Genomic DNA, 24287 nt, shown 5'->3' on the forward strand with positions numbered 1-24287 from the left:
TTTCCCTTGCCGTCAGGAACCGGCCGGTCTAGAATGGAATCCCAGAGGAGGTTCGCCATGGATACGGCAATCTTTGCAGCGGGATGTTTCTGGGGTATCGAAGAAGCCTTCCTGCAGGTCCCGGGTGTCGTCGCTACCCGGGTCGGTTATACCGGAGGGCATACCGAGCACCCCACCTACCGTGATGTCTGCGGGCACGACACCGGACATGCCGAGGCGGTCGAGGTTACCTTTGATCCGGAAACCGTTTCGTACGACCGGCTTCTTGATTTCTTCTGGCAGATCCACGACCCGACCCAACTGAATCGCCAGGGGCCGGATATCGGTTCGCAGTACCGGTCGGCCATCTTTTACAATTCCGAACATCAGCAACGCCTGGCCGAAGCATCGCGGGACCGGCTGGATCGTTCCGGCCGCCTGCGCCGGTCGGTGGTGACTGAGATCGTGCCGGTGTCGACATTCTGGCAAGCCGAGGAATATCACCAGAAGTACCATCAGAAGCATGGAGGAGGCTGCGGTTTCTGAATGCCGCGCTTGACCACATCGATGAAGAGCCAGCCAATGATGTTTCTCTTTCTGAACAATACTGAAAACGAGAGGCTCCCGATATGAGGGTGCTGGGCATCGACCCCGGATCCCGCATCACCGGTTACGGCATCGTGGAAAAGCAGGGCAATAGCCTGGTGCACGTCGATAACGGTGCGATTTTCACCGATTGTGCCGCCGATTTTCCTGGACGGCTGAAGAGAGTCTTCGACGGCCTGTGCGCTGTGATCGAAGAGTATCGGCCGGATCAGGTGGCAGTGGAGAACGTCTTCTTTGCCACCAATGCCCAGAGCGCTCTCAAGCTCGGCCAGGCCCGGGGAGCCGCCATCGTTGCGGCAGTCCATGCCGGCCTGCCGGTGGCGGAATACACGGCCTTGCAGGTGAAACAGGCTGTGGTGGGGCACGGCAGGGCTCAGAAGAATCAGGTGCAGAAGATGCTCAAGGCGCTCCTGGGGCTGCCCGAAGTGGCACAGGCAGATGCCTCCGATGCGCTCGCCGTAGCAGTCTGCCATATCAATTCTCACGGCCTGGTGCAGGCCATAGCGCCCGCAGCAGGCAGGCGGGCCACTTCCTGGAGGAACTACAAGCCATGATCGGTATGCTGAGGGGGACCATCGCCCATAAGTCGCCTGACCACATCATCCTCGACGTTGGGGGGGTCGGATATCGGGTGCTGATTCCGTTTTCCACCTATTACGAACTGCCGGAAGAAGGGGGAACGGCAATCCTGCAGATCCATACCGCGGTGCGGGAGGACGCCATCCAGCTGTACGGTTTCCGCACCCGGCTGGAGAAGTCGTTCTTCCAGCTGCTGATTTCGGTCTCCGGGGTTGGCCCCAAGCTGGCGCGGGATATCCTCTCCAACATTCAGCCGGCGCCACTTTCCCAGGCTCTCGTCCAGGGAGACATTCACAAGCTTTCGTCCATTCCCGGCATCGGCAAGAAGACTGCCGAGCGTCTTGTTCTGGAGCTGAAGGAGAAGGTAGGCAAGCTCGATATCGGGGCCATACCGGCTGCCTGGCCTCAGGATCTGCCGCCTGCCGACGTAATGGACGACGTGGCCTCTGCGCTTCTGAACCTGGGATACAAGGAGCCGCAGGTGAAAAAGGCTCTGGGGGGAATGGATGCTTCCGGCGGGGGAACCGTGGAGGAATTGCTCAAGCAGGCTCTCAAGGTACTGATGAAATAGCCGAAGCGAATTTGGCGCAAGAATGAAAAAGCGGGAGAGGCGTATTGCCTTTCCCGCTTTTCTGTGTGGGTCTGGTTGCAGGTGCTATCAGAACTTTACCGTCGGTGCCACCCGCGCCCCGGGATCTGCCTTGAACGGTTCTTTGCGCTGCAGGTGCAGGATCAGCGAATTGGTAACGGAGTTGGGGAAGGTGCGGATACTGGTGTTGAAGACCTGGACCGCCTTGTTGTAACGTTCCCGGGCCACATTAATCCGGTTTTCGGTGCCTTCAAGCTGCTTTTGCAGGTCCATGAAGTTCTGGTTGGCTTTCAGGTCGGGATATTTTTCCACCACCACCATCAGCCGGGAGAGGGCGCCGGACAATTCTCCCTGTGCCTGCTGGAACCTGTCGAGGGTGGCGGGGTTGTTGAGGATATCCTTCGAAACCTGCATCGAACCCACCTTGGCCCGCGCCTCGGTCACTGCCTTGAGAGTTTCGGCCTCATGCTTGGCATATCCCTTGACCACCTCAACCAGGTTCGGGATCAGGTCGGCACGGCGTTGGTATGCAGATTCGACATTGCCCCAGGCGGCAATCACCGACTCTTCATTGGATTGCATCGTGTTGTAGCCGCAGCCAGGCAACAGTGCCAGCAGCAAAAGCAGGTGCAGGTTCTTCAGAAAAAGGTTCATGGCGATTCCTCCTTTTGGTAAAGGCTGATGTATCCGGTTTCGGATTCCGTTTTGCGGTAGTGCAGCTTCAATCCGGTCAGCAGGATGTTGCAGACCAGCGGAATAATGTTGGCCAGGATCAGCGGCAGGTCGTGAATCAGTATGCCGTACAGCATCCAGAGACCGACGCCGCATGCCAGCAGCAATGGCTGCCAGATGGAGATATCTCTGGCATGGCGGGTCCGTAGGGTCTTGATTACCTGCGGAATGGCGGCGACACTGGTCAGGGTGCCGGCCAGCAGGCCGATCTGGGTCGGGTTCATGAGCTTTTCCTGCCGTCGAAATTGGCAGTGGCCCAGTCGATTTGCGTCAACATGCCCCGCAGAATGGCGACTTCGCGGTTGTCCAAGGTAGCCCGGAAAAGGATTCTGCGCATGGACCGCATGATATGAGCAGGATTCTGTTCATTGAGGAAACCGATCTTCTGCAGGCAGGCGTCCAACTGGCCGAACAACGATTCCATCTGCTGCGAGGTGGCCACCTGCTCCAGTCTGCCTCCGCCGGGAGATGCAGCTACCTTGCCCAACTCGTAACAGAAGACGAGCACGGCTTGGGACAGGTTGAGGGAGCCGTATTCGGCGGCTGAGGGAATGGTTGCATGCCAGCGGCAGAGAGAGAGTTCATCGGTGGTCAGCCCGCTGTCCTCCCGGCCGAAAACGATGGCGGCGGGAGAGCCGGGGATGATATTCTCGTTGAACAGGGTGGCAACCTCCACGGGTGAGAGGATTTCCTGACGATACTTGCCGTGCCGTCTGGTGGTGCCGACAGTCAGGGCGCAGTCGGCCAGGGCGGAGGCCAGGTCATCGTACACTTCGGCCCGCTCCAGCAGATCTCTGGCAGAAACCGCGAATTTCAGCGATTCGGGATGAAACCGGTCGCATCCTTTGACAAGCCGCAGGCGAGTCAGGCCCATGTTTTTCATTGCCCGGCAGACCATGCCTATGTTGCCGGGAGACTGCGGTTCAACCAGGACGATGGTTACGTGTTCGTTTATTCCGTTCACTGCTTCTGACTCCGTTCGGCCCGGGCCGCGCGCATTCTGGCGAGCCGATTCCGGGCCGGTTTTTTGAGATTCCAGGCATGATACAGGTGCAACAGCCACGCCACCACCACGAAACCGATCAGTGCCAGCATCAGGTAATGTTCGTACTTGCCGACATCGTCCAGAAAGAGTGTGGCGCTCTTCCCGAAAAGATAACCTGCCAAGGAAAAGACGATAGCCCATGAAAGGGCACTGACCAGGTTTATCCAGAGAAAGGTGACGGGTGGCAGACTTGTTACACCGAGGATGATCGGGAGCACAATCCGGAAACCGTAGGTGTACCGGGAGATGAAGGCCACATACGCGCCATATTTTTCGATCAGGCGCAGCGCTTCGCGGAATTTTCTGGCAATCGTGTGAAAACGCCGCAACAGGGCTTTGCCCCTGTAGTAGCCCAGATAGAAATAGACCTGGTCTCCCAGAAATGAGCCGACAAAAGCGGTGAGAATGACGCCCCTGACGTCCAGGTACCCCTGAAACGCCAGAAAACCTGCCATGATCAGAATGGCTTCACCCTCGAGAAACGTACCGATGAACAGCACCCAGTACCCATGGAGCTCGAGATATTCTCTGAGGAATTGCTGTAAGTGCATGGTTGTCCTCATTGATCAGGAGAGTGGTCTGGTGCGTCAACCGGATATGAAGACCGGCGTGATCGGATGGGCCGTTTCAGCCGGCTGTGATGGGCGTTGCGTGCTTCGAAATGATTTGACCCCTTGAACTCTTTAGCCTAATGTATTTTCCGGGTCATGTCAAAAACATTGAAGGCAGATATTAGTGGCTCTCTGTGTGAAATGGCAGCAAAAACAGTAGGTTGTTGTCGGGATGCCATGTGCGGATATCGAGCGTGACAGCGGATGCCGCGTCATCGCCATGGCGTGAAAGGATGCAGCAGGAGTGAGCTCAAAGAAGGACAAGCTGATAGAAGAGGCTCAGCGCCTGGCCCTTCGCGGCCAGATTGATAGGGCCATCCGGGCGTACGAAGAGGTGATTGCTCTGGATCCCGCCGCCGTCAACCAGCGTCAGAAACTGGCGGAACTGCTCGTCAAGGCTGGGCGCGTCGAGGAGGCCAGGAGAGAGTTCGAAACCATCGGCAATACCTACTCCGCTAGCGGGTTTTATCTGAAGGCCATCTCCGTCTTCAAAAGGTTGCAGGTCATGTTCCCGGATGACGTCGCCATCACCCTAAATCTTGCCGGGATCAACGAAAAACAGGGTCTGGTGGGGAATGCCCTGGCTGAATACAAGCGGGCGTACGACCATTACGAAAAAGCATCAGCCACGGCAGAAGCGCTGAACATCCTCGACAGGATGCAGCAGGTGGACAAGCAGAATGCCGGCATAAAGCTTAAACTGGCCGAAGCATGGTATCAAGCGGGCGAAAGGGAGCGCTCCTACGAGGTGTTCTTCCGCCTGGCCGGTCAACTCCAGGAACAGGGAGACCCTGCCGCCGTGGGCCGGCTCGATGCACGCGTCCGGCAGCTCTTTCCCGATAAAACCGACTTCATGCTGGAGGTACTGGCCCACCAGGTGAGCGAAGGCAATGGTGCCGGTGCAATAAACTCCCTTCAGGCCCTGCTGCGCGGGAATCCGCTCGATAAACGGGTCTGGGAGCTGATCCTGGCGGCGTACCAAAAGCTGAACCGGCAACAGTATCTTAAGGCGGCCTGTCAGCATTATCTCAAGTTGTTCCCCAAGGAACTGTCGGCCCGAAAGTGGATGCTGGACTGCCTCGTTGCCGAGGGGGATGTGGACGGTGCTCTGGCCTTTCTCGAACGGTGCGAATCGGAATTCATCGTGGGATCGTCCGTCGATTTTCTGGTGGCGCTTTATACGGGCCTTGACCAGATCAGGCCATCGGACATCCGCATCCTGAAGGGGTTGCAGCGTGCGCATCTGGCCTCCGGCGATAGCGACAAGGCCTCAGCCATAGCGCTTGCAATCGCCTCCCTGAGTCCGGTTTCCGAGGAAGAACGTCCGGGCGGACAGGCGGTCAGCCGGCCGGGCAACGATATATCGCAGCAGCAGACAGGCGTCCACGCGGGTTTTTCAACGACTGAGACCTGCTCCGCCGGGAAACGCAGTGCTACGGATGACTCTCCCGAAACAGGTTCCTTAACGTGGGAGCCTTGTGATGCTGAGACAGGGATGGAGGTCGAAATCGAAATCGAGCTCGATGAAAATTTCGACTTCGATTCGCTCGGCCCGGAACCGGCGCCGGATCTGGCACCAGATATCCATTGGCTGGATCCGGTCGATGAGATCTTCACTACGGCGATTGCTTCCCGGCGCAGCGTCAAATTCGGAAGCATCTTGGAAACATCGGACGCTCAAACCCATTACGACCTGGGAGTGGCTTTCAAGGAGATGGGACTCTACGATGAGGCCATCAGTGAATTCAGGCAGGCTGCCGAAGATCCCGTCCGGAGACTTGACTGTTTCGTGCTGCAGGGCGCGTGCCTGCGCCATAAAGGGGACGCACCCAACGCCGAAATTCTTCTGCGTTCGCTTCTGAAGCCTGAAGCCGGCCCGGAAGCGACCTGTCTCATAAAATATGAATTGGCTCTGGCGTGCGAGGCGGTCGGCAAGAGTGATGAGGCCGGGAGACTTCTGGCTGATATCGACGCCACCAATCCCGGTTTCCGCGATACCCGTTTACGTCCTGACATGAGCGGAGTCGATTCGCTCGATTTTTCCGATGAAGATCTGCGGAACTTCGAAATCGGCTGATTACCGCATGTCGCTTATCTGAAAAAGTTTCGAGGGGGCAGTCAGGCGCAGGGGCGCCCGGAACTGCTCCAGCTCGTATTTGGCAGGCAGGGGCGGATAGGGAGCCCCCTCGGTCAGTACCTCGATGATGGCCTGATTCACTTCCCGGGAACCGCTCTGTCTGGCAAGCCGCACGTCACGCAGGCTTCCGTCCTTCCCGATCAGTATTTCCACGATGCCTTCCTGCCGCGCCGATTCTCTGAGTGTTTCCGCTTTCTGCCACCAGAGAGCGTTGATATGCTCCAGCAGATTGAAATAGTACTCGCGGATGTCATCCCGTAGTGATTTGCCCTCACCGATACTGCTGAAATGCCCGCTTGCCATGCCCCACCCCAGGTTGTTCCGCGAAAAATCCTTCTGCGTCGTTTCGGCGGGTGCGCTTTCCGCTTCAACCACCGGCTGATTGTGCGGTGTCTGCTGCGGTATTTCGGCATCTTCACGGATCGCTGCAGGTGCATCAGGCGCGGCACCAGCAGGCGAAGACTGTGAAGGCTGCGAAGGCAGCTCAGCCAGGTCCACGAACAGTTGCACGTTTCCTACCGGTCCGGGCATTGCCAGCACCAGCAGTGCCAGCAGGCAGGCTCCGGCGTGCATCACAAGGGAAGCGGCCAGACACTGTCCGAAGATGACAGGTCGTGGGGATGTAGAGGCGGGGGATTGGAACAAGGGCGGGGAATCCTTTTTTAATGTGATTTGAACATGAGCTGCTGAAAACAGGAGACCGTTCAAAAGTCTACCACTTTTTAGAGCGGCTGCAATTCGCCCCACTTTTTCAGGATATCAATTTTGTCGGTGAGGTGAGGAGCGTTCCGGAGAGGTTGTGAGAGGTACGGGAGGTGTGAAATGGTGGGGCGGGGCGGTCAAAAAACAAGGGGGCGGCTGCTATGCCGACCCCCTTGCCCGGAGTTGATGAGTGGTGTGATCAGGCGGTATCAGGCAGTCTGCGCATCCACCACGGCCAGAGCAGCCATCTTGACGATATCGTCGACGCTGTCCCCGCGCTGCAGTACATGCACCGGCTTGTTCATTCCCATCAGGATCGGGCCTATGGCCTCTCCACCCCCCAGATGGTGGAGCAGTTTATAGCAGATGTTGCCCGAGTTCAGGTCGGGGAAGATCAGGATGTTGGCATTGGTTTTGAGTTTGGAGAAGGTGAAGCCTTCCAGAATCTCGGGAACGACCGCCGTGTCAGCCTGCATTTCGCCCTCAACGATCAGGTCGGGTGCCCGCTCCTTGACGATCTCCACGGCACGCTTGACCTTCCTGGTCTGGGGATGATCGACCGAACCGAAGTTGGAGAAGGAAAGCATGGCAACGCGCGGTTCGATATCGAGCATGCGGACCTTTTCCGCGGCCAGTATGGCGGTTTCAGCCAGTTCTTCGGCTGTGGGATCGATGGTGACGGTCGTGTCGGCCAGAAAGTAGACATTATTTTTGAAGACCATCATATACAGGCCGTGCACGCTGGACAGGCCATGCTGCTTGCCGATCACCTCCAGTGCCGGTCTGATGGTTTCCGGATAGTGGGTGTCGATGCCCCCCAGCAAGGCGTCGGCATCTCCCATATGCACCATCATTGAGCCGAAGTGGGTGCGCGATTTCCGGCGCAGTACGCGCTGGGACTCCGAAAGGGTAAGCCCTTTGCGCTGGCGCAGCCGGTACAGTTCCTGGATGTAGGATTCGGTCAGCTCCGATTCGGCCGGGTCGATGACCTCCACATCCAGCTCAAGGCTGAGTTCGTTCAGCTTCTGTGCGATCTTATTGCGATCTCCCACCAGGATCGGTTTGGCGATACCTTCCTCAACCAGCGCCTGAGCAGCCCTGAGAATCTTTTCGTGTTCACCTTCCGGAAACACGATTTTTTTCGGATCACTCTTGGCCTTGTTGATGATCATGCGCATGATCTCTTTCGACTTGCCCTGGGTCGATTCGAGATGTTCGATGTATCTGTCCATGTCCGTGATCGGCTGGCGGGCAACGCCGGTGTCCATGGCAGCCTGGGCGATGGCCGGCGCCACATGCAGCAGCACGCGCGGATCGAACGGTTTCGGGATGATGTAGCGGGGGCCGAAGCAGAATTTTTCGTTGCCGTAGGCCTTGCTGACGGAATCGGGGCATTCCTCGCGGGCCAGTTTGGCCAGGGCATGGACCGCCGCCAGTTTCATTGCCTCGTTGATGCAACTGGCGCGTACATCCAGCGCTCCGCGGAAGATGAAGGGAAAGCCGAGTACGTTGTTGACCTGATTGGGATAGTCGGAGCGTCCGGTAGCCATGATGACATCGCTGCGTACGGCATGCGCCTCTTCAGGGGTGATCTCCGGGTCGGGATTGGCCATGGCGAAGATGATCGGATTGGGAGCCATGCTGGCGACCATCTCCGGAGTGAAGGCCCCTTTGACGGAGAGCCCGAACAGAACATCTGCCCCGGAAGCAGCTTCCTCCAGCGTGCGGAAGTGCGTCTCTGCGGCAAAGAGTTCCTTGTATTTATTCATTCCCTCGACGCGCCCCTTATAGATGACCCCCTTGGTATCGCACATGATCATGTTGTTGGGCTTGACGCCCAGGGCAATGGCAAGTTTGGCGCATGAGTTGGCCGAAGCGCCGGCTCCGTTGACGACAATCCTAATATCCTCGATGTTCTTGCCCACCAGCATCAGGGCGTTGAGCAATGCAGCTGCAGAGATGATGGCGGTGCCATGCTGATCGTCGTGGAAGACCGGGATCTGCATGGTCTTCTTGAGCTCTTCTTCGATGTAAAAGCACTCCGGGGCCTTGATGTCTTCCAGGTTGATTCCGCCGAAGGTCGGCTCCAGGAGTTGGCAGGCCTTGATGATCTCATCGGGGTCCTCGGTATTCAGCTCGATATCGAAAACGTCGATATCGGCAAAGCGTTTGAAAAGGATGCCCTTGCCTTCCATGACCGGCTTGCCGGCCAGTGCGCCGAGGTTGCCCAATCCCAGAACGGCGGTGCCGTTGGAAACCACCGCGACCAGGTTGCCTTTGGCGGTATACTTATAGGCATCATCGGGGTTCTGCTGGATTGCGAGGCATGGTTCGGCCACACCGGGAGAATAGGCCAGTGACAGGTCGGCTGCTGTCTGGCAGGGTTTGGTTGGGACGACTTCAACTTTTCCTTTTCTGCCGCTGGAGTGATACTCGAGGGCATCCTTGAATTTGGCCATTACTTCCTCCGTATTTAGTGATATTGAAAAAAACAGGGTTGTTGTCAAACAAACTTTACTCTAATTGAAAAACAATAGTCTGCAACCGCCATGATTGTCAAGCAGTTAATAATCAGGGTATTATTTTATACCGAAGGGTTTCGTCCCTTGTGTAACGGTGTTGTATGGCTTGTCCCGGCCAGGCTGGCCAAGGGGGTAAAATGGAAAGGATTTGGGCGCCCTGGCGTATGTCCTACGTCCGCTCCGAAGAGCCGAAAGATGGTTGCCCACTATGCCGGGCCAGGGACACGCTGGATGACCGGGAGCACCTGGTGCTGGCGCGGACAGGGCATTCCCTTCTGATGCTGAATCGCTTTCCCTATGCACCCGGGCATCTCATGGTTGCCCCTGTGCGCCACATCGACGAGCCGGATGACCTGAACAAGACGGAAATTCTGGATTTGATGCGAAGTGTCAGACGTGCGCGTGCCGCTCTGCGGCAGACGGCCCGTCCGGATGGGTTCAATATCGGAATGAATCTGGGACGATCCGCCGGAGCAGGGATTGCGGATCACCTGCATATTCATATCGTGCCCCGCTGGCATGGAGATACCAACTATATGCCGATCATCGCCGGAGTGCGGGTTATTCCGGAGGGCTTATTGGAAACCTACGATACTCTTCTGTCAAAACTGACCTGAATCGGCGGGACGGTACTGCGAAGCACCCGGGGCGGGGCGGAGGCGGCCTTTTAGGCGGCGTGAAGATACCACTGATTCGGGATTAATGAAAGGGCAAGCCGCGATGAACGAACTTTTGATCGGTATCGACATAGGGGGCACAAATCTCCGTTTTGCCCTGATCGACAGGGATGGGAAAATTATCTGCCGCACCCGCACGAGCAGTTGTATCGACCAGGGGCGGGACGCCTTTTGCGGACGTCTGCTGGCCGGCATCTCGGAGTTACGCAGCCAAGCACACCTGCGGGGTGCATCGGTTGCCGGGATCGGTGTCGGCGTGCCGGGGCTGGTTGGCAGCGGCGGACTGATTCATGCTTCGGTCAATATGCGTCCGCTGGATGGCTTCAATCTGTCGAGCTACCTCGAGGAAAAGACCGGTATCCGGGCGATGTGCGGCAATGACGCCAATCTGATCGCCCTGGGGGAATGTATCTATGGAGCGGGCCGCGGCATGAAATCCATCATTGTGATCACTGTCGGCACCGGCCTGGGGAGCGGTCTGGTCCTGGAGGGTCGCCTCTGGACTGGCGCCGGCGGCTTTGCATCCGAATTCGGACATGTGACCGTTGAACCGGATGGTCTTGTCTGTCCGTGCGGCAACACCGGCTGTCTTGAACAATACGTTTCCGCCCCGGCAATCGTCCGCGCCGCCCGAACACTGCTTCCGGCCGGGGTGCAGGCACAGAACGGCGACAGTCTGGATGCGGCCGCAGTCGCAACATTGGCCCGGCAGGGGGAGTCTGCCGCTCTGGCCGCCTTTCATCAGGCAGGGCGTTACCTCGGAATAGCCGTGGCCTCCCTGGTAAACACGCTGAACCTCGAGGCCGCCGTCATTGGCGGTGGTGTGGCTGCCAGTTACGATTTGCTGCTGCCCTCCCTGCGCAAGGAGGTCGACCGGCGCTGCTTCACGCAAATGTCCGGGAGTTTTGCCGTCATGGCCGGGGAGCTGGGAGACGATGCCGGACTTCTGGGAGGGGCTGCGCTGGTGCAGACCTCCATGGATCAGACGCGCCGGTCTATTTTACAAACCGGTCCGAGCATGGGGAGCTCATGATCGTATGCGGCCACATCTGCCGGATTGCAGCGGAAGGCATCGCCTGAAGGATACGTTGACTTTGCGGCAGTGATTCTTTATTGTTTTGATCAATTGTAGAATACGGGGTTGTTCGAGACGGAGCAGAATACATGCAAAAAATCCCTCTGATGGTTGCCGAAGCCGGGATGGTTTTGGCCCGTGATGTTTTTCGCAGCGACAACCTATTCGGTATGCCGATCTGCGGCAAGGGCACGGTACTGACCGACTCCCTGATAACGCGCCTGGATCACATGGACGTGAAGTCGATCTGTGTTGAGGGACATCCGGTGTGGCTCGATGGTGATCGCCCCCTTGATGAGATGCTGCGCGACCTCGATCGCCGCTTTGAAAAAGTACGTCAGGATCCTCTGACCAGCAAACTTTACGAAATTCACGCCAGCTATCTGAAAAATTCAATGGGAGAGTACGGTGGGCGAAAAGCGGAGTGAACTGAAAAAGATCATCATGGACACCAAGACGCTTCCAACGTTGCCGGGTGTCGTCCACAAACTCAACTCGCTTTCGGAAAATGACAAGGCTTCCGTCCAGGAGATGGCCAAAATCGTTTCCTCCGATCAAGTGTTGTCCGCCCGAATCCTGCGCCTCGCCAATTCCCCCTCCTACGGCTTTTACAGGGTTTCCACCATTTCCAACGCAATGATCCTGCTGGGCGTTAACGTCATCAGAAGCCTCGCACTGTCTTCCTCCATCTTCGAGATCATGGAAAAGAACAGCGTCGGCTTATGGGAGCATTCTCTGGGGGTGGGGGTGGCTTCCAGTCTGATCGCCCGCAAGCTGGGGCTGCCCGAGTGCGAAGAGATCGCCACGGCCGGTCTGCTGCACGATATCGGCAAGGTGATCATCTCCATTAAATGCAGTGAAGCCGAGGAACGGATCCGCAATGTTGTCCAGGATCAACAGGTGTATATAGGCCAGGCTGAACAGGACGTTCTGGATACCGACCATGCCGAAGTGGGAGCCTGGCTGTCCAAGAGCTGGTTTCTTCCGGACAAGCTCAGCGAACCGATCGCTTTTCATCACGATGTTACCCTATCGGTGAATCACCGTATCAAAACGGCGGTGGTCCATCTCGCCGACGTTCTCATCAAGGCCAGCGGTTTTGGCGACAGCGGGGATTGCTACGTTCCCAAGATCCAAAAGGCTGCCTGGGATGTGCTCAGGCTGAACGACCAATACCTGGCAGAACTGGTGGAGGAACTGGAAGACAAGCTGATCGAGGTCAAGAACTTCAGCATGGAAATGCAGCGTTGAGCCGTCTGCCGGAGTGATCTCCGGATCATCCGCTACGTCTCCCCCCTCGCAGCATCCGATTGTGCAGGCTGCAGATGTCGAATGAATTCAAACCCCTTACGCAAAAAAGGCGCCCCCGAAACCGGGGACGCCTTTTTTGCGTGAATCAATCAGCTGGCTACATCTTGTGACACTTGCCGCAGTCATCCTGGACAGGGAAGGCGTCCTTGCCTTTGTTATGGCAGGCGCCACAAGATTTGCCCTGTTCCATGTCAGCCATGGTGGCCTTTGATGCGCCGGCCTTGTATGGGAAGATCTTGGTGTGGCAATCGGCACATTTGTAGGCCTGCAGATGGAATTCGTGACTGAAGGTGGCAACGCCGGCGTCGGTCTTGAAGGTGATCGTGCCCGGCTTCAGCCCTTTGTGGCACTTGACGCAATCGCCGTTGGAGGAGAATGCTTCCTTGCCGTTGTGGCAGGTGCCGCATGATTTGCCTTTGGCCATGTCAGCCATGGTGGCTTTGCCGACCACGGTGCGATAGGGGAAGACCTTGGTGTGGCAATCACTGCACTTGTATGCTTCCAGATGGAAGGAGTGGCTGAAGGTCGCCGGTGCAACCCCCTTGAGATTGAAGGTGATCTCTTTGGGTTTGCCCCCTTTGTGGCAACGGTCGCAATTGGCAGTCACCGTAAAGGCGCGCTTGCCGTTATGGCAGGCGCCGCACGTGCGGCCTTTCTCCATCTGGGCCATTGTTACGCCTTTGTCTTTGCCGGTGAGCACTTTACCGTTGTGGCAGCTCTTGCAGGCACCTCCGGTTTTTGCGATGTGGGTTGCATGGCTGAAGGTTGCCTCGCCGAATCCGCTGACCCGATAGGTGATGTCACGCGGCTTGCCCTTGTGGCAGCGGACGCAGTCTTTTTCAGATGCTACACTGAAAGCCTTGACGCCGGAATGGCAGGCGCCGCACGATTTTGTCTTTTCCATTTCCGCCATGGTGAAATGGCGGCGGTTTCTCAGATTGAAAATGGCATCATGGCAGATTTTGCAGTTATTGTTGTATCGGGACAGGTGAAATTCGTGGCTGAATACGACCGGCTCGGCGTTCTTGAAGGTGAAGCGGATATCTTTCGTCTCCACGGCAACGGCGCACGCGGCTGTTGCCATGATAAGTGCCATGGCCCAAAGAGAAACTCTTTTCAGCATGTCTCGACTCCTCGTCATCACAGGATTAACTTTTTCAAGCGAGAAAGTATACAGATCGGCCCGTATGACGTCAATCCCAAAGTGAGCCCGGTTCTGCGCCATCCGGTGCCGGTTTTGCGGTTGATACACCCCCACAGCTGTGTTATACAAAATCATTATTTTTAAACAGGTGGATTCTCTTGATGCTCTCACTCGACCGTCTCATCGATCTGGCTCTGGCGGAAGACATTCATACCGGCGATATTACCACTCAGGCTGTCGTGCCGGGCAAGCGCCCGGCCACGGCCCGGCTGATTGCCAAAGAAAACATGGTTCTGGCAGGTCTGTTCGTGGCAGAGCGGGTTTTTCACCGCCTGAGTGCCGACGTATGCTTCACCGCCTGTCAGGCGGAAGGGGCACCGGTGATGAAGGGCGATCTGATCGCCACCATCGCAGGGGATGCCGCCGATCTCCTCATGGGAGAAAGGGTGGCCCTCAACCTGCTCCAGCGCCTCTCCGGCATCGCCACCCTGACCGCACGCTTTGTCGAGGCAGTACGGGGAACAAAAGTCCGCATCGTTGATACCCGCAAAACCACGCCGGGGCTCCGGGAACTTGAAAAGTACGCCGTCAGGCAGGGGGGGGGCATCAACCACCGCACCGGGCTCTATGACGGCATCCTGATCAAGGAAAACCATATCGCCGCAGCCGGCGGCATTGCCGAGGCGATCACCCGCGCCCGCGCCTACATACCCCATACCCTCAAGATCGAAATCGAAACCGAAACACTGGCTCAGGTGGACCAGGCCCTGGCTGCCGGCGCCGATATCATCATGCTGGACAACATGTGTCTGGCAGACATGCGCACCGCTGTGGAAACCGTTGCCGGGCGGGCTCTGCTGGAGGCATCCGGAGGGGTCAATCTTGACACGGTGCGCGCCATCGCCGAGACGGGGGTCGACATCATTTCCGTAGGGGCGCTGACGCATTCCTCACGGGCCATGGACATCTCGATGCTATTGGACTGAGCGGGGCCGGGCGTTTCTCGCATCTTGCCGGAAGCGCCCGAAACGTTGTGACCTCACGCTCTTCAGCGGTTGCGATCTCTTCACCTGCAGGGAGTACTTTCGATGCACCAGAAGGCTGGGACCATACTCCGCCTGTTCCGCGAACAGGGCGGCTTCCTGTCGGGGGAGTCGATCAGCCGGGAACTCAATGTTTCCCGCACGGCGGTATGGAAGCATATCTCGGCGTTGCGTGAAGCGGGTTACGTGATCGAGGCGGTGCCTTCACGCGGCTACCACCTGTTGTCCGCTCCCGATATTCTCAGCGTGGAGGAAGTACAGGCACATCTCAGGGGAACCGTTGTTGGCAGCCGCTTGGTATATCCGGGCGAGACGGTTTCAACCAACACGGACGCCTTCCGGCTGGCAGAACAGGGGGCGAGCGAGGGAACGGTCGTGTTCGCTGACACCCAGAGCGGCGGCAAAGGGCGCCTGGGAAGGCGCTGGAGTTCCCCTCCGGGCGTCAATCTGTACTGTTCCGTAATCCTGCGTCCGAAGATCATGCCCTATGAAGCGCCTCAACTGACCTTTCTTTCCGCCGTGGCGGTGGCACGGGCCATCGAACGGAGCAGCGGCCTGAATCCGCAGATAAAATGGCCGAACGATGTCCTGCTGGAAGGGAAAAAGGTGGCGGGTCTCCTGAACGAGATGAGCGCTGAAACCGATGGTATCAACTTCGTCATTCTGGGCATCGGCGTCAACCTGAACATGACCGCCGTACAGTTCCCCACCGATTTGAGGCATCCCGCAACCTCTCTGCTGCTGGAGGGGGGGCGTCCGGTAGACCGTGCGCGCTATGCCGCCCTGTTGTTCAACGAACTGGACCGTCTCTACGCCGAATTCCTGCTCCGCGGTTTCGGTCCGGTCCGTGAGGAGTGGCAGGTGCGTTGCAATGCGCACGGTAGAAACCTGATCGTCAATGACGGCGACAGGGAGATTATCAGCGGGCGGTTCGCCGGCATCGATGAGGATGGAGCCCTGCTGGTAGGCAGGGAAGACGGAACGACAGAGCGTATTCTCAGTGGAGATGTGAGGGTCATATAAAAAGATGCTTTTGGTAATTGATGTCGGTAACAGCAACATCGTACTCGGGATTTACGATGGAACGGAACTTATCCGCAATTGGCGGCTTTCAACGGACAAATCGCGTACCTCGGACGAGTACGCCGTGCTGCTTCACAGCCTGTTCGCCCAGGCCGGTCTGGTATTCGAATCCATCAAGGCTGCCATCATTTCCTCGGTCGTTCCGCCGCTGACCGGTGTGATGGAGGCCATTGCCCATGATTTTTTTCATTTGACCCCGTATGTCGTGGGGCCCGGGATCAAGACCGGCATGCCGATCCACTACGACAACCCGCGCGAAGTTGGCGCCGACCGGATCGTCAACGCCGTGGCCGGCTATGAGAAGCATCGCTGCGCCCTGGTGATCGTCGATTTCGGTACGGCCACCACGTTCGACTATGTCAATGGGAAAGGAGAATACTGTGGCGGCGCCATCGCACCGGGGCTGGCCATTTCCCTGGAGGCGCTTTTCCAGCGGGCCAGCAAGCTGCCGCGGGTCGATATTGCCAAGCCCCCTCAGATAATCGCCAAAAATACCGTCAACTCGATGCAGGCCGGCATTTTTTACGGATATGTCGGGCTGGTCGACGAAATCGTCAGTCGCATCAAGGCTGAAAGCAGGGATAACCCACGGGTCATCGCCACCGGCGGCCTTGCCAATCTGATTGCTCCGGAATCACACACCATCGAAGAGGTGGACGATTTCCTGACCCTGGACGGGTTACGGATCCTGTACGAAAGGAATAGCTGAGGCTGGCAAACCTCAGGCGCCTCATGCAGTTGCGGTGAATTGTTTATTTGAACTGAGTCGGATACTACGGTTTTCCATTCCAAAGGAGGTAGCTCTATGGGACAGTTCGAGACAAGCAAGATTCGTAACCTGGGTATCATTGCACATGGCGGCGCCGGCAAGACCTCGCTGGCGGAGGCGGTTCTGTTCAACACCGGTATGATCGACCGGTTGGGACGCGTGGATGACGGCACGGCCACGATGGATTTCGAGCCGGAAGAGGTCAAACGCCGCATCTCGATTACCTCCGCCCTCGACCATTGCGAGTGGAACGGGCATTCGATCCACCTGGTGGATACCCCTGGCTACGGCAATTTCATCGCTGATACCCGCGCCTGCATGCGCGCGCTCGATTGCGCGGTCGTGATCCTTTCGGCCATTTCCGGTGTCAAGGCCCAGACTGAAGAGGTGTGGAGCTGGGCCAATGAATTCGAAATCCCGCGCATAGCATTCGTCAACAAAATGGACCGCGAACGGGCCAGCTTCCTGCGCGCCATCGACGATATGGAGAAGACCCTGGGTGCCCGCGGTGTCGCCATACAGATGCCGATCGGGTCCGAGGAGAATTTCAACGGCATCATCGACCTGATTCGCATGAAGGCCTGCTTTTATCCCAAGGATGGTTCCGGCGTCTGCACCGAGAGAGAGATTCCGGCAGATTGCCTGGATGAAGCACAGCGCCTGCGCGAGCACATGATCGAAATCGTGGCGGAAGCCTACGACGCCTTGACCGAAAAATACCTCGAGACCGGAGAGCTGACCGAGGAGGAGATCATCGACGGTCTCCGTGTCGGCAGCATGCGCAATACCTTCACACCAGTGCTGTGCGGTTCCGCCACCGAAAATATCGGCGTCAGGCAGCTCCTGGACGCTGTGTGCGCCTATCTGCCCTCACCGCTGGATCGCACCAGGGCGGTGGGCCAGCATCCCAAGACCGGCGATATCATCGAACGGGCCGCCGACGAAAAGGACCCTTTCTCGGCGCTGGTATTCAAAACCACCTCGGATCCCTACACCGGCAAGATCACCATCTTCCGCGTCTATTCCGGCGTACTGAACTCCGACTCCGTCATCTACAACTCCAGCAAAGGGGTGGAGGAGCGGATCGGCCAGATTTACGAGCTGGAGGGCAAGAAACAACATCCCATCAAACAGGCTGTGGCCGGCGATATCGTGGCCGTGGCCAAGCTGAAGGAGACGGTTACCGGCGATACCCTGTGCGACAATGCCAACCCGATCGTTTACGAGCCGGCCAAACAGCTGTTGCCGGTGATCTCCTATGCCATCGAGCCGAAAACAAAGTCGGATGAGGACAAGATCCACGGGGCGCTTCACCGGATGATCGAGGAGGAGCCGACCCTGGAATCGCATCGCGATCCGCAGACCAAGGAATTCATCATCTCCGGCATGGGGCAGGTGCATCTGGAGGTGATCGTCGAGAAGATGAAGCGGAAATTCGGGGTGGACGTAGTACTGAAGACCCCCAAGGTCCCGTATCTGGAGACGATTCGCGGTTCGGCCAAGGTACAGGGCAAATACAAGAAACAGTCCGGCGGACGGGGCCAGTACGGCGACTGCTGGATCGAGATGGCCCCGAACGGGCGTGGAGAAGGATACCTGTTCGAGGACAAGATCGTGGGTGGGGTCATCCCGCGCCAATATATTCCCGCTGTTGACAAGGGCATCCAGGATGCATCGCTGGAGGGATTCCTGGCAGGGTACCCCGTGGTCGATTTCAGGGTAGGACTGTATGACGGCTCATTCCACACAGTGGATTCATCCGAGATGGCTTTCAAGGTGGCCGGTTCCATGGCATTCAAAAAGGCGATGGAAATATGCAAGCCGGTACTGCTGGAGCCGATCGTAAACCTGAAGGTGACGGTGCCTGATGAGAACATGGGCGATGTCATTGGTGACCTGAACTCCCGCCGTGGCAAGGTGGTGGGGGTAGAGCCGAAAGCGAACTCCCAGATCATCCGTGCCGTGGTGCCGATGTCGGAAGTGCTGGCCTATTCCAATGACCTGAAATCCATGACCAGCGACCGCGGCATGTTCACGACGGAATTTTCACATTACGAAGAATTGCCGACGCATCTTTCGCAGAAGGTGATTGCCGAGGCCAATGCAAAGAAAGAGAAGAACAATCACGCCTGACGAACAGCCCGTTCCCGCACCTGCCGGGCCTTCTGCACGATCTGCCCAGGCGTAGTCACGATGGAGGAATGCGTACAATGGATTTCAAGTTCAGCAAAGATGCGGAAAAACATACGGCCAAGCAGTCCGCTTCCGGTGAGAAGGGACGCCAGAATGCGCTGTTGCTGCTTCTGTTGGTGCTGGTGTGTGGATATTCGTATCTCTACTTCTTCACCGGGCTGATCAGACCGCAGCAAGCCCCGAAACCTGCCGAGGCTCCGGCGCCACAGGTTGTAAAGAAGCCATTGCCCACCCCTGCCGGGCAACCCGGGACTGAAGCCCCGCCGGCCGGAGGCGAGAAAAAGGATGCAGCCACACCGGTAAAGGCCGAATCACCCAAGGCCGTCCCCGGTGAAGCTGCTACTGCACCAGGGACTCCCGCCGCAGTGGGGGGGCAAAAAGCCGATCAGGCCAGACCTGCCGAGAAAAAAGCTGCGCCGGTACCGACGCCGCAGGCAGCACAACAGGTCGCAGAGGCCAAACCGGAAGCGAAGCCGGCTGCCGCAAAGAAGCCCGCTACAGCGCCCGAAAAGAAGCCCGCTGCCGTTGGAACGGAAAAAAAGGCCGCTGGCCCGAAGTCTTCTGAACATCAGAAACATTCGCCGGCTGAGCTAAAGACATCCCAGGCTGTCGCCCAGAAACCGGCCAAGAAGCCGGTAGCGGGAAGTGCCGCTCCTGCTGGGAAATGGACCGTGGTGGTGGGCAATTATATCTTGGAAGATGCCATGGCGACCGATCTGGCCCGTGTCAGGAAAGCCGGTTTCAAGGCCTCCGTCCAACCGGGTGTCCGCAAAAAGGCGCCGATGAATCGTCTCTTCCTGGCCGAGTTTGCCGACCGGCACGCTGCACAGGCTGAACTGGAAAAGCTCAAGCGCTACACCTCCGACGCCTTCATTGTGGATCAGGGGGACAAGCATGCCGTCTATGCCGGCTCCTATCTGCTTGATTCCCGTGCGGCTTCCGAAAAGGAGCGTCTTGCCGCTGCCGGCCTGACTGTGGCGGTACGGCATGTCGAGGTGCCGATCCCCTCCAAGAATTTGATCACAGGGGTATTTGCCGACAAAGGGGCAGCCGAGACGGCGGTAAGAAAGCTGAAAGAGGCGGGTTTGAGCGGCGCCTACATTCGTCAGTAGGAAGATGTCGCAGAAAATCAGACTCAGGGTTTCCCCAGCGGTCGGCCTGTTTGTTGGGCCGGGGGTGAATGCCGAAGAAAAACTGAGAGGAGTTTCCGCTGCCGCGGACATGCCGGTGGTGGAACGCGTATCGCTCTTGTTTTGCATGATGCAGGAGGCGGATGGCCGCGTCAGGACCGCGGCCTCCGCCGCATTTGCCACATTGCCGGTAGAATCGGTCCTGGATTTCATTGCAACCCCGGACGCTCATCCCGCTGTTCTCGACTTCCTGGCCAGATTTCACCATTCCACTCCACAGATCGCAACCGCCCTCCTGGAATCCCCGGGGCTTTCCGCCAGAGCTCGCGAGTTCCTGTCGAAAGCCGTACCGCCGGTCGCAGGCATTAGGCAGGAACAGGGTGTTGACCGGGGTGCCGGCGATCTCGAGAGCGATGCCGATATGTCCGAAGGGGAAAAAGTCCCTGGTGATGAGGAGCCGAAAACTGCCGTTGACGAGAGTGAGGTCAGCGAAGAGGGGGAAGAGTTCCTCAACAAGTACAGGCTTGCCCAGCAGATGGGGGTCGGGGAGAAGATCAAGACAGCACTCACTGGCGACAAGGAATGGCGGGCCATTTTAATCAAAGATACCAACAAACTGGTGTCGGGCAGCGTCATAAAAAATCCGCGCCTTACGGAAGGAGAGGTGCTGACCATCCTCAAGGCCGGCCTCCAGAACGATGAAGTCATTCGCCTGATCTGCGCCAACAAGGATTGGGTCAAAAACTACAAGATCCGTAAAGCCCTGGTGGAGAATCCCAAGACGCCTCTTCCGAATGCACTGCGCTATCTTGCTTCAATGGGGGAAAAGGATATTGCCGCGTATGCAAAAAGCAAAAACATCTCATCCGTACTCTCATCCCAGGCCAAGCGCATCATACTTGCCAAAGGCAACTGAACAGGAGCGCAGATGGCAATAGTCAATCATGCCAAGCGTGAAATCAACGCAAAGATCGTGTATTTTGGAGCGGAAGGGACCGGTAAGGCCACTTCGTTGCGCTATGTGTACGACCGAATCAAGCCATCCCTGCGTGGTGAACTGAAAAGTCTGCCGGCCAGCGGTGCCTCGCTGCTCTTTTTCGATTTCAGTCCCTTCGAGCAGCCGGTATTTTCCGGTTATCGACTGCGGCTCCATATCTACACCTTGCAGGGGAAAGTTGCCAACCCGGCAGCCTGGAAAATGACCCTTAAAGGAGCTGACGGTCTCGTTGTCGTGGCGGATGCCGCACCTGCGAAATTCGCCTCTCTGCAGGAATGTCTCGGTCAACTGCGCCATTATCTTGCGGCATATGGGGTGGGGCGCGAAGATATACCGCTGGTTCTCCAGCTCAACAAGGCCGATCTGGCCGGACCGATTCAACCGGCGGTAATATCGCGCGAAACAGGTATTGCCGAAGAACTGGTCTGTCCGACGTCGGCCCTCTCAGGTGAACGGGTATTGGAGACCCTGGCCACCCTTTCACGACTGATTCTCGAGCGCCTGCGTCATCGTGACGATGTGCAGAAGGCGGAGGCTCCGGCAGACGAAAAGGCGCCGGCAGACGAAAAGGCGCCGGACGACCAGACGGCAGATGAACCGGAGCAGCCGGATTTGGTCGATACCACGGGGCCGGTGGATAATCGGTCTTTCGGGACGGACGGGGACGGTAGGGCTCCGATGCAGGTCACCGTGACGGATGAGGGCATACATGCAGAGGGAAACACGGTAAAGATACCGCTGAAACTGACCGGAGCAGGCGAAGTGCATCATCTGGTCATCACGGTCACGGTGGCGCCGGAAAAACTGAACCCGCAATGACCGGCCGGCTTCAGGGCCTCTGATGATGTATACGCATTACCCTTGTAATGCATAACCACAACATGATATATAGCCCTCGGTAACAGATAATTGCGGGGAGGCTTCGATGCCAGTCATTACCATATCCCGGGAAATGGGAACAGGCGCCTATCAGATTGCCACTGAGGTTGCAAAAAAGCTGAAGTTCACCTTGGTCGATGGTGCATGTATCAACGCCTGTGCTCCCAAATATGGGCTTTCACCTGACATGCTCCAGATGGTCGATGAAAAACCGCCCTCCTACATCACTGCCGAGGATCGGAAGCGTGCCGCAGCTCTCAATACGATTGAGCTGATGCTGCTCGATTTTGCCCGCAAGGGGAATGTAATCCTGTACGGCCGGGGCGGCCAGGATCTGCTGAAAGGGTGCAACAATGTGTTGAGGCTGCGATTTATCGCTGATTTCGAAGAGCGCGTAGAGCGCTTTGCGGAACGCGAATGGATCGATCCCGATCTGGCGCAGTCCATGATCCGCCGCAGCGACCATCAACGTGGCGGTTTCATACATTTTTACTTTGACCGTGCCTGGAATGACCCTCTGGGCTATGATATGACCTTCAATACCTCCCGTCTTTCACCGACCTCAATTGTCGAAAGTATTGTGGCCGCCGCCCGGGACCCCTTCCTGAAAGATGCAGAAAAGGCGGCAGTTGAGCAGATCGATAACACGATTCTTGAGAAAAAAATAGAAACTGCCTTGCTGAACTCTCCTGACCTGGATTACCGGCCATTCAAGATCGAAGTGGAGAAGGGCTGTGCCGTGCTGAGCGGCTACCTTGCGTGCGAAGAGGAAAAGAAGAATGCGATCCGGATCGCTGAATCGATCAAAGGGATCAAAACGGTGAAAGAGGACATTCACATCGTGAATTACAAGGCTTACCGGGACAAGAGTTGATGTTCCCGCTCCAAGAGACGTTCCCTGAGGGGGGCGAGGAGGCCTGCGCTGAAGCGGATACCTCCCCGCCCCCTTCCCATTTCAAGACCATCCTCAATCCCGTGAAAATCGGAACCGGCCGAAACCGCCAGCCCCATTTCCCCGGCCGTGCGCCGCAAAAACTCCATTTCATCGGCATGTGCCAGGTTGTTGTATGCTTCGAGTCCATCGAGGCCCAGCTCGCATAATTCGTGCACGATCAGCCGCAATTCCTGACGATCGACGGTCATGCTGGTGGGATGGGCCAGGATTGCCAATCCGCCCAGTCTCCTGATTTCAGCAATGGCCTCTTCGATTGCCCAGTATTGTTTGGGAACGTTGCAGGGAACGAGGTAGCGTCGGAAGGCATCTTCCATGGAGCCGACGTAGTGCCGCTTCATCAGCGCGCGGGCGATGTGCGGTCGGCCGATCGAGTCATGGGCATAGGCCAGAACTTCCTCGAGATCTATAGTGGCCCGGTTCTCCTCTGTCAGGCGCATGTTCACCAGCGAGAGAATTTTGATGTTGCGGTGTTCTCTCCGTTCGCGAAAGCTGTTCAGCTTTGCCAGGAAAACCGCATCGTCATACTGAATGCCATACCCCAGCAGATGGACATCCTGCCACGTCTTGTAGCTGACCGAAAGCTCCACCGCCGGAATGACCTCGATTTCGCATTTCGCAGCGGCAGTGATCGCCTCTGCTACTCCGGCCACTGTGTCATGATCCGCAATCGCAATGGTTTCAAGTCCTTCCGCCCGGGCACGTTCGACGACTTGAACCGGTGAGAGCACACCATCGGAGCAATTCGAATGGATATGAAGGTCGATATAGTGTGCATTACTGTTCATGCCAATCATACTAACCGCTCCCTCTGCAAAAGTAAAACGCGTATTGCCTGGCCTGCTGCCATCGGGTATGATCGCCGTCATGAAACCAGATGACATTCACGCGGTTATTGCTATTTTGCGGGAACAGTGCCGGGATTGGCGGACACCGGCAGTCACCGTTGTGGCCGACGGCGGCCGGGACCCATTCAAGGTTCTGGTCTCCTGCATCATTTCACTGCGCACCAGGGACGAGGTCACTGCCGTTGCGTCGGCCAGGCTTTTCTCCCGTGCCGCAACCCCCGAGCTGATGCAGCACTTGTCGGTGGATGAGGTCGCTGAGCTCGTGTACCCTGCCGGATTCTACCGGAACAAAGCGTCGCAGATACTGGAAATTTCTCGCCGGTTGGTGGCCGATTACGGCGGAAATGTGCCGGACGACATGGACACCCTGCTGCAATTCAAAGGCGTCGGGCGCAAGACCGCAAATCTCGTGCAGACGCTGGGATTCGGAAAGCCGGGAATCTGTGTCGATACCCATGTCCACCGCATTTGCAACCGATGGGGATATGTCGAAACAAAGTCGCCGGATGAAACCGAGCGCCATTTGCGCATGCTGCTGCCCGTGGACTACTGGATCGAGATCAACGATCTCCTGGTGGCTTTTGGGCAGAACCAATGTTATCCGATCTCACCACGCTGTTCCACCTGCCGGATTGCGAGCTTCTGTGCCCGCAGAGGCGTCCTGAAATCACGCTGATTTTTTTA

At 57.3% G+C, this 24287-nt stretch carries 25 protein-coding genes; 17 read left to right on the forward strand and 8 right to left on the reverse strand.

What is annotated here, in order from left to right:
- Positions 1 to 57 precede the first annotated feature (57 nt).
- The 3 genes from msrA to ruvA all read left to right on the forward strand — a co-directional run bounded on the left by msrA (position 58) and on the right by ruvA (position 1735).
- Positions 58 to 525, forward strand: coding sequence for a peptide-methionine (S)-S-oxide reductase MsrA (gene msrA / locus GSVR_RS06595; protein ID WP_173196938.1), 468 nt, complete (start codon positions 58 to 60; stop codon positions 523 to 525).
- An 83-nt stretch (positions 526 to 608) separates the two neighbouring features.
- The gene (gene ruvC / locus GSVR_RS06600; RefSeq protein ID WP_173196940.1) at positions 609 to 1139 is read left to right on the forward strand and encodes a crossover junction endodeoxyribonuclease RuvC; all 531 of its coding nucleotides are present in this window, start codon (positions 609 to 611) and stop codon (positions 1137 to 1139) included.
- Positions 1136 to 1735 carry a Holliday junction branch migration protein RuvA gene (gene ruvA / locus GSVR_RS06605; protein ID WP_173196942.1) on the forward strand — a complete coding sequence of 200 codons (600 nt, stop codon included), beginning with the start codon at positions 1136 to 1138 and terminating at the stop codon, positions 1733 to 1735. The genes ruvC and ruvA overlap by 4 nt, the downstream gene beginning before the upstream one ends.
- An 87-nt stretch (positions 1736 to 1822) precedes the next feature.
- On the opposite strand, the gene GSVR_RS06610 is transcribed toward ruvA, so the two are convergent.
- Genes GSVR_RS06610 through GSVR_RS06625 form a run of 4 tightly spaced genes read right to left on the reverse strand, consistent with a single transcriptional unit; the run spans position 1823 to position 4081 of the window.
- A complete protein-coding gene (locus GSVR_RS06610) occupies positions 1823 to 2407 on the reverse strand; it encodes a LemA family protein (protein WP_173196944.1) in 585 nt (194 codons plus the stop codon).
- The gene (locus GSVR_RS06615; RefSeq protein WP_173196946.1) at positions 2404 to 2709 is read right to left on the reverse strand and encodes a SemiSWEET family sugar transporter; all 306 of its coding nucleotides are present in this window, start codon (positions 2707 to 2709) and stop codon (positions 2404 to 2406) included. The genes GSVR_RS06610 and GSVR_RS06615 overlap by 4 nt, the downstream gene beginning before the upstream one ends.
- On the reverse strand, positions 2706 to 3449 hold the full coding sequence (locus GSVR_RS06620; protein WP_173196948.1) for an RNA methyltransferase: 744 nt from the start codon (positions 3447 to 3449) through the stop codon (positions 2706 to 2708). The genes GSVR_RS06615 and GSVR_RS06620 overlap by 4 nt, the downstream gene beginning before the upstream one ends.
- The gene (locus GSVR_RS06625; RefSeq protein ID WP_173196949.1) at positions 3446 to 4081 is read right to left on the reverse strand and encodes a DedA family protein; all 636 of its coding nucleotides are present in this window, start codon (positions 4079 to 4081) and stop codon (positions 3446 to 3448) included. The genes GSVR_RS06620 and GSVR_RS06625 overlap by 4 nt, the downstream gene beginning before the upstream one ends.
- Before the next feature lie 304 nt (positions 4082 to 4385).
- On the opposite strand from GSVR_RS06625, the gene GSVR_RS06630 reads away from it, so the two are divergent.
- Complete coding sequence (locus tag GSVR_RS06630; RefSeq protein WP_239077478.1) at positions 4386 to 6218, forward strand: tetratricopeptide repeat protein; 1833 nt, start codon at positions 4386 to 4388, stop codon at positions 6216 to 6218.
- On the opposite strand, the gene GSVR_RS06635 is transcribed toward GSVR_RS06630, so the two are convergent.
- Positions 6219 to 6923: a TonB C-terminal domain-containing protein gene (locus tag GSVR_RS06635; RefSeq protein ID WP_173196951.1), complete on the reverse strand. Its 705-nt coding sequence runs from the start codon at positions 6921 to 6923 to the stop codon at positions 6219 to 6221.
- Positions 6924 to 7189: 266 nt separating this feature from the next.
- A complete protein-coding gene (locus GSVR_RS06640) occupies positions 7190 to 9439 on the reverse strand; it encodes an NADP-dependent malic enzyme (protein WP_173196953.1) in 2250 nt (749 codons plus the stop codon).
- A gap of 200 nt (positions 9440 to 9639) precedes the next feature.
- Between GSVR_RS06640 and GSVR_RS06645 the strand changes: the two genes are divergently transcribed.
- The 4 genes from GSVR_RS06645 to GSVR_RS06660 all read left to right on the forward strand — a co-directional run bounded on the left by GSVR_RS06645 (position 9640) and on the right by GSVR_RS06660 (position 12505).
- Entirely contained in the window at positions 9640 to 10119 is a 480-nt protein-coding gene (locus GSVR_RS06645) for an HIT domain-containing protein (RefSeq protein WP_173196955.1), read from the forward strand.
- Between the two features lie 103 nt (positions 10120 to 10222).
- Positions 10223 to 11212 carry an ROK family protein gene (locus GSVR_RS06650; RefSeq protein ID WP_173196957.1) on the forward strand — a complete coding sequence of 330 codons (990 nt, stop codon included), beginning with the start codon at positions 10223 to 10225 and terminating at the stop codon, positions 11210 to 11212.
- A gap of 131 nt (positions 11213 to 11343) precedes the next feature.
- Complete coding sequence (locus GSVR_RS06655; RefSeq protein WP_173196959.1) at positions 11344 to 11682, forward strand: hypothetical protein; 339 nt, start codon at positions 11344 to 11346, stop codon at positions 11680 to 11682.
- Positions 11663 to 12505 (forward strand): HDOD domain-containing protein, encoded by an 843-nt coding sequence (locus GSVR_RS06660; RefSeq protein ID WP_173196961.1) that lies wholly within the window; start codon positions 11663 to 11665, stop codon positions 12503 to 12505. The genes GSVR_RS06655 and GSVR_RS06660 overlap by 20 nt, the downstream gene beginning before the upstream one ends.
- A 157-nt stretch (positions 12506 to 12662) precedes the next feature.
- Here the strand turns inward: GSVR_RS06660 and GSVR_RS06665 are convergent, their stop codons facing one another.
- Positions 12663 to 13688 (reverse strand): cytochrome c3 family protein, encoded by a 1026-nt coding sequence (locus GSVR_RS06665; protein ID WP_173196963.1) that lies wholly within the window; start codon positions 13686 to 13688, stop codon positions 12663 to 12665.
- 182 nt (positions 13689 to 13870) lie between these two features.
- Between GSVR_RS06665 and nadC the strand changes: the two genes are divergently transcribed.
- From nadC to GSVR_RS06705, 8 genes are all read left to right on the forward strand, one after another.
- Positions 13871 to 14695, forward strand: a complete 825-nt coding sequence (gene nadC, locus GSVR_RS06670; protein WP_173196965.1) for a carboxylating nicotinate-nucleotide diphosphorylase — start codon at positions 13871 to 13873, stop codon at positions 14693 to 14695.
- Positions 14696 to 14797: 102 nt separating this feature from the next.
- Entirely contained in the window at positions 14798 to 15775 is a 978-nt protein-coding gene (locus GSVR_RS06675) for a biotin--[acetyl-CoA-carboxylase] ligase (protein WP_173196967.1), read from the forward strand.
- Positions 15776 to 15779: 4 nt separating this feature from the next.
- Positions 15780 to 16544 carry a type III pantothenate kinase gene (locus tag GSVR_RS06680; protein ID WP_173196968.1) on the forward strand — a complete coding sequence of 255 codons (765 nt, stop codon included), beginning with the start codon at positions 15780 to 15782 and terminating at the stop codon, positions 16542 to 16544.
- Between the two features lie 96 nt (positions 16545 to 16640).
- Positions 16641 to 18737 carry an elongation factor G gene (fusA, locus tag GSVR_RS06685; protein ID WP_173196970.1) on the forward strand — a complete coding sequence of 699 codons (2097 nt, stop codon included), beginning with the start codon at positions 16641 to 16643 and terminating at the stop codon, positions 18735 to 18737.
- 77 nt (positions 18738 to 18814) lie between these two features.
- Positions 18815 to 19909, forward strand: a complete 1095-nt coding sequence (locus GSVR_RS06690) for an SPOR domain-containing protein (protein ID WP_173196972.1) — start codon at positions 18815 to 18817, stop codon at positions 19907 to 19909.
- Positions 19910 to 19913: 4 nt separating this feature from the next.
- Positions 19914 to 20843 carry a hypothetical protein gene (locus GSVR_RS06695; protein ID WP_239077479.1) on the forward strand — a complete coding sequence of 310 codons (930 nt, stop codon included), beginning with the start codon at positions 19914 to 19916 and terminating at the stop codon, positions 20841 to 20843.
- A gap of 12 nt (positions 20844 to 20855) precedes the next feature.
- The gene (locus GSVR_RS06700; RefSeq protein WP_173196974.1) at positions 20856 to 21743 is read left to right on the forward strand and encodes an ATP/GTP-binding protein; all 888 of its coding nucleotides are present in this window, start codon (positions 20856 to 20858) and stop codon (positions 21741 to 21743) included.
- Positions 21744 to 21849: 106 nt separating this feature from the next.
- The gene (locus GSVR_RS06705; RefSeq protein ID WP_173196976.1) at positions 21850 to 22677 is read left to right on the forward strand and encodes a cytidylate kinase family protein; all 828 of its coding nucleotides are present in this window, start codon (positions 21850 to 21852) and stop codon (positions 22675 to 22677) included.
- On the opposite strand, the gene GSVR_RS06710 is transcribed toward GSVR_RS06705, so the two are convergent.
- Entirely contained in the window at positions 22659 to 23543 is an 885-nt protein-coding gene (locus GSVR_RS06710; RefSeq protein ID WP_173196979.1) for a PHP domain-containing protein, read from the reverse strand. The two genes, GSVR_RS06705 and GSVR_RS06710, sit on opposite strands and share 19 nt — an antisense overlap.
- 79 nt (positions 23544 to 23622) lie before the next feature.
- Between GSVR_RS06710 and nth the strand changes: the two genes are divergently transcribed.
- Entirely contained in the window at positions 23623 to 24279 is a 657-nt protein-coding gene (gene nth, locus GSVR_RS06715) for an endonuclease III (protein WP_173196981.1), read from the forward strand.
- Positions 24280 to 24287 lie beyond the last annotated feature (8 nt).

Source organism: Geobacter sp. SVR (assembly GCF_016865365.1).
In the GTDB taxonomy this organism is placed as follows: Bacteria; Desulfobacterota; Desulfuromonadia; order Geobacterales; family Pseudopelobacteraceae; genus Pelotalea.

What these genes read in the sequence shown, in the direction of transcription:
- GSVR_RS06650 (WP_173196957.1), top strand. Translation starts at nt 10,223, where the DNA reads ATGAACGAACTTTTGATCGGTATCGACATAGGGGGCACAAATCTCCGT.
- fusA (WP_173196970.1), top strand. Translation starts at nt 16,641, where the DNA reads ATGGGACAGTTCGAGACAAGCAAGATTCGTAACCTGGGTATCATTGCA.
- GSVR_RS06705 (WP_173196976.1), top strand. Translation starts at nt 21,850, where the DNA reads ATGCCAGTCATTACCATATCCCGGGAAATGGGAACAGGCGCCTATCAG.
- msrA (WP_173196938.1), top strand. Translation starts at nt 58, where the DNA reads ATGGATACGGCAATCTTTGCAGCGGGATGTTTCTGGGGTATCGAAGAA.
- GSVR_RS06710 (WP_173196979.1), bottom strand. Translation starts at nt 23,543, where the DNA reads ATGAACAGTAATGCACACTATATCGACCTTCATATCCATTCGAATTGC.
- GSVR_RS06695 (WP_239077479.1), top strand. Translation starts at nt 19,914, where the DNA reads ATGTCGCAGAAAATCAGACTCAGGGTTTCCCCAGCGGTCGGCCTGTTT.
- GSVR_RS06640 (WP_173196953.1), bottom strand. Translation starts at nt 9,439, where the DNA reads ATGGCCAAATTCAAGGATGCCCTCGAGTATCACTCCAGCGGCAGAAAA.
- GSVR_RS06625 (WP_173196949.1), bottom strand. Translation starts at nt 4,081, where the DNA reads ATGCACTTACAGCAATTCCTCAGAGAATATCTCGAGCTCCATGGGTAC.
- GSVR_RS06700 (WP_173196974.1), top strand. Translation starts at nt 20,856, where the DNA reads ATGGCAATAGTCAATCATGCCAAGCGTGAAATCAACGCAAAGATCGTG.
- ruvA (WP_173196942.1), top strand. Translation starts at nt 1,136, where the DNA reads ATGATCGGTATGCTGAGGGGGACCATCGCCCATAAGTCGCCTGACCAC.
- GSVR_RS06655 (WP_173196959.1), top strand. Translation starts at nt 11,344, where the DNA reads ATGCAAAAAATCCCTCTGATGGTTGCCGAAGCCGGGATGGTTTTGGCC.
- GSVR_RS06680 (WP_173196968.1), top strand. Translation starts at nt 15,780, where the DNA reads ATGCTTTTGGTAATTGATGTCGGTAACAGCAACATCGTACTCGGGATT.
- GSVR_RS06690 (WP_173196972.1), top strand. Translation starts at nt 18,815, where the DNA reads ATGGATTTCAAGTTCAGCAAAGATGCGGAAAAACATACGGCCAAGCAG.
- GSVR_RS06645 (WP_173196955.1), top strand. Translation starts at nt 9,640, where the DNA reads ATGGAAAGGATTTGGGCGCCCTGGCGTATGTCCTACGTCCGCTCCGAA.
- GSVR_RS06675 (WP_173196967.1), top strand. Translation starts at nt 14,798, where the DNA reads ATGCACCAGAAGGCTGGGACCATACTCCGCCTGTTCCGCGAACAGGGC.
- ruvC (WP_173196940.1), top strand. Translation starts at nt 609, where the DNA reads ATGAGGGTGCTGGGCATCGACCCCGGATCCCGCATCACCGGTTACGGC.
- nadC (WP_173196965.1), top strand. Translation starts at nt 13,871, where the DNA reads ATGCTCTCACTCGACCGTCTCATCGATCTGGCTCTGGCGGAAGACATT.
- GSVR_RS06610 (WP_173196944.1), bottom strand. Translation starts at nt 2,407, where the DNA reads ATGAACCTTTTTCTGAAGAACCTGCACCTGCTTTTGCTGCTGGCACTG.
- GSVR_RS06615 (WP_173196946.1), bottom strand. Translation starts at nt 2,709, where the DNA reads ATGAACCCGACCCAGATCGGCCTGCTGGCCGGCACCCTGACCAGTGTC.
- GSVR_RS06665 (WP_173196963.1), bottom strand. Translation starts at nt 13,688, where the DNA reads ATGCTGAAAAGAGTTTCTCTTTGGGCCATGGCACTTATCATGGCAACA.
- nth (WP_173196981.1), top strand. Translation starts at nt 23,623, where the DNA reads ATGAAACCAGATGACATTCACGCGGTTATTGCTATTTTGCGGGAACAG.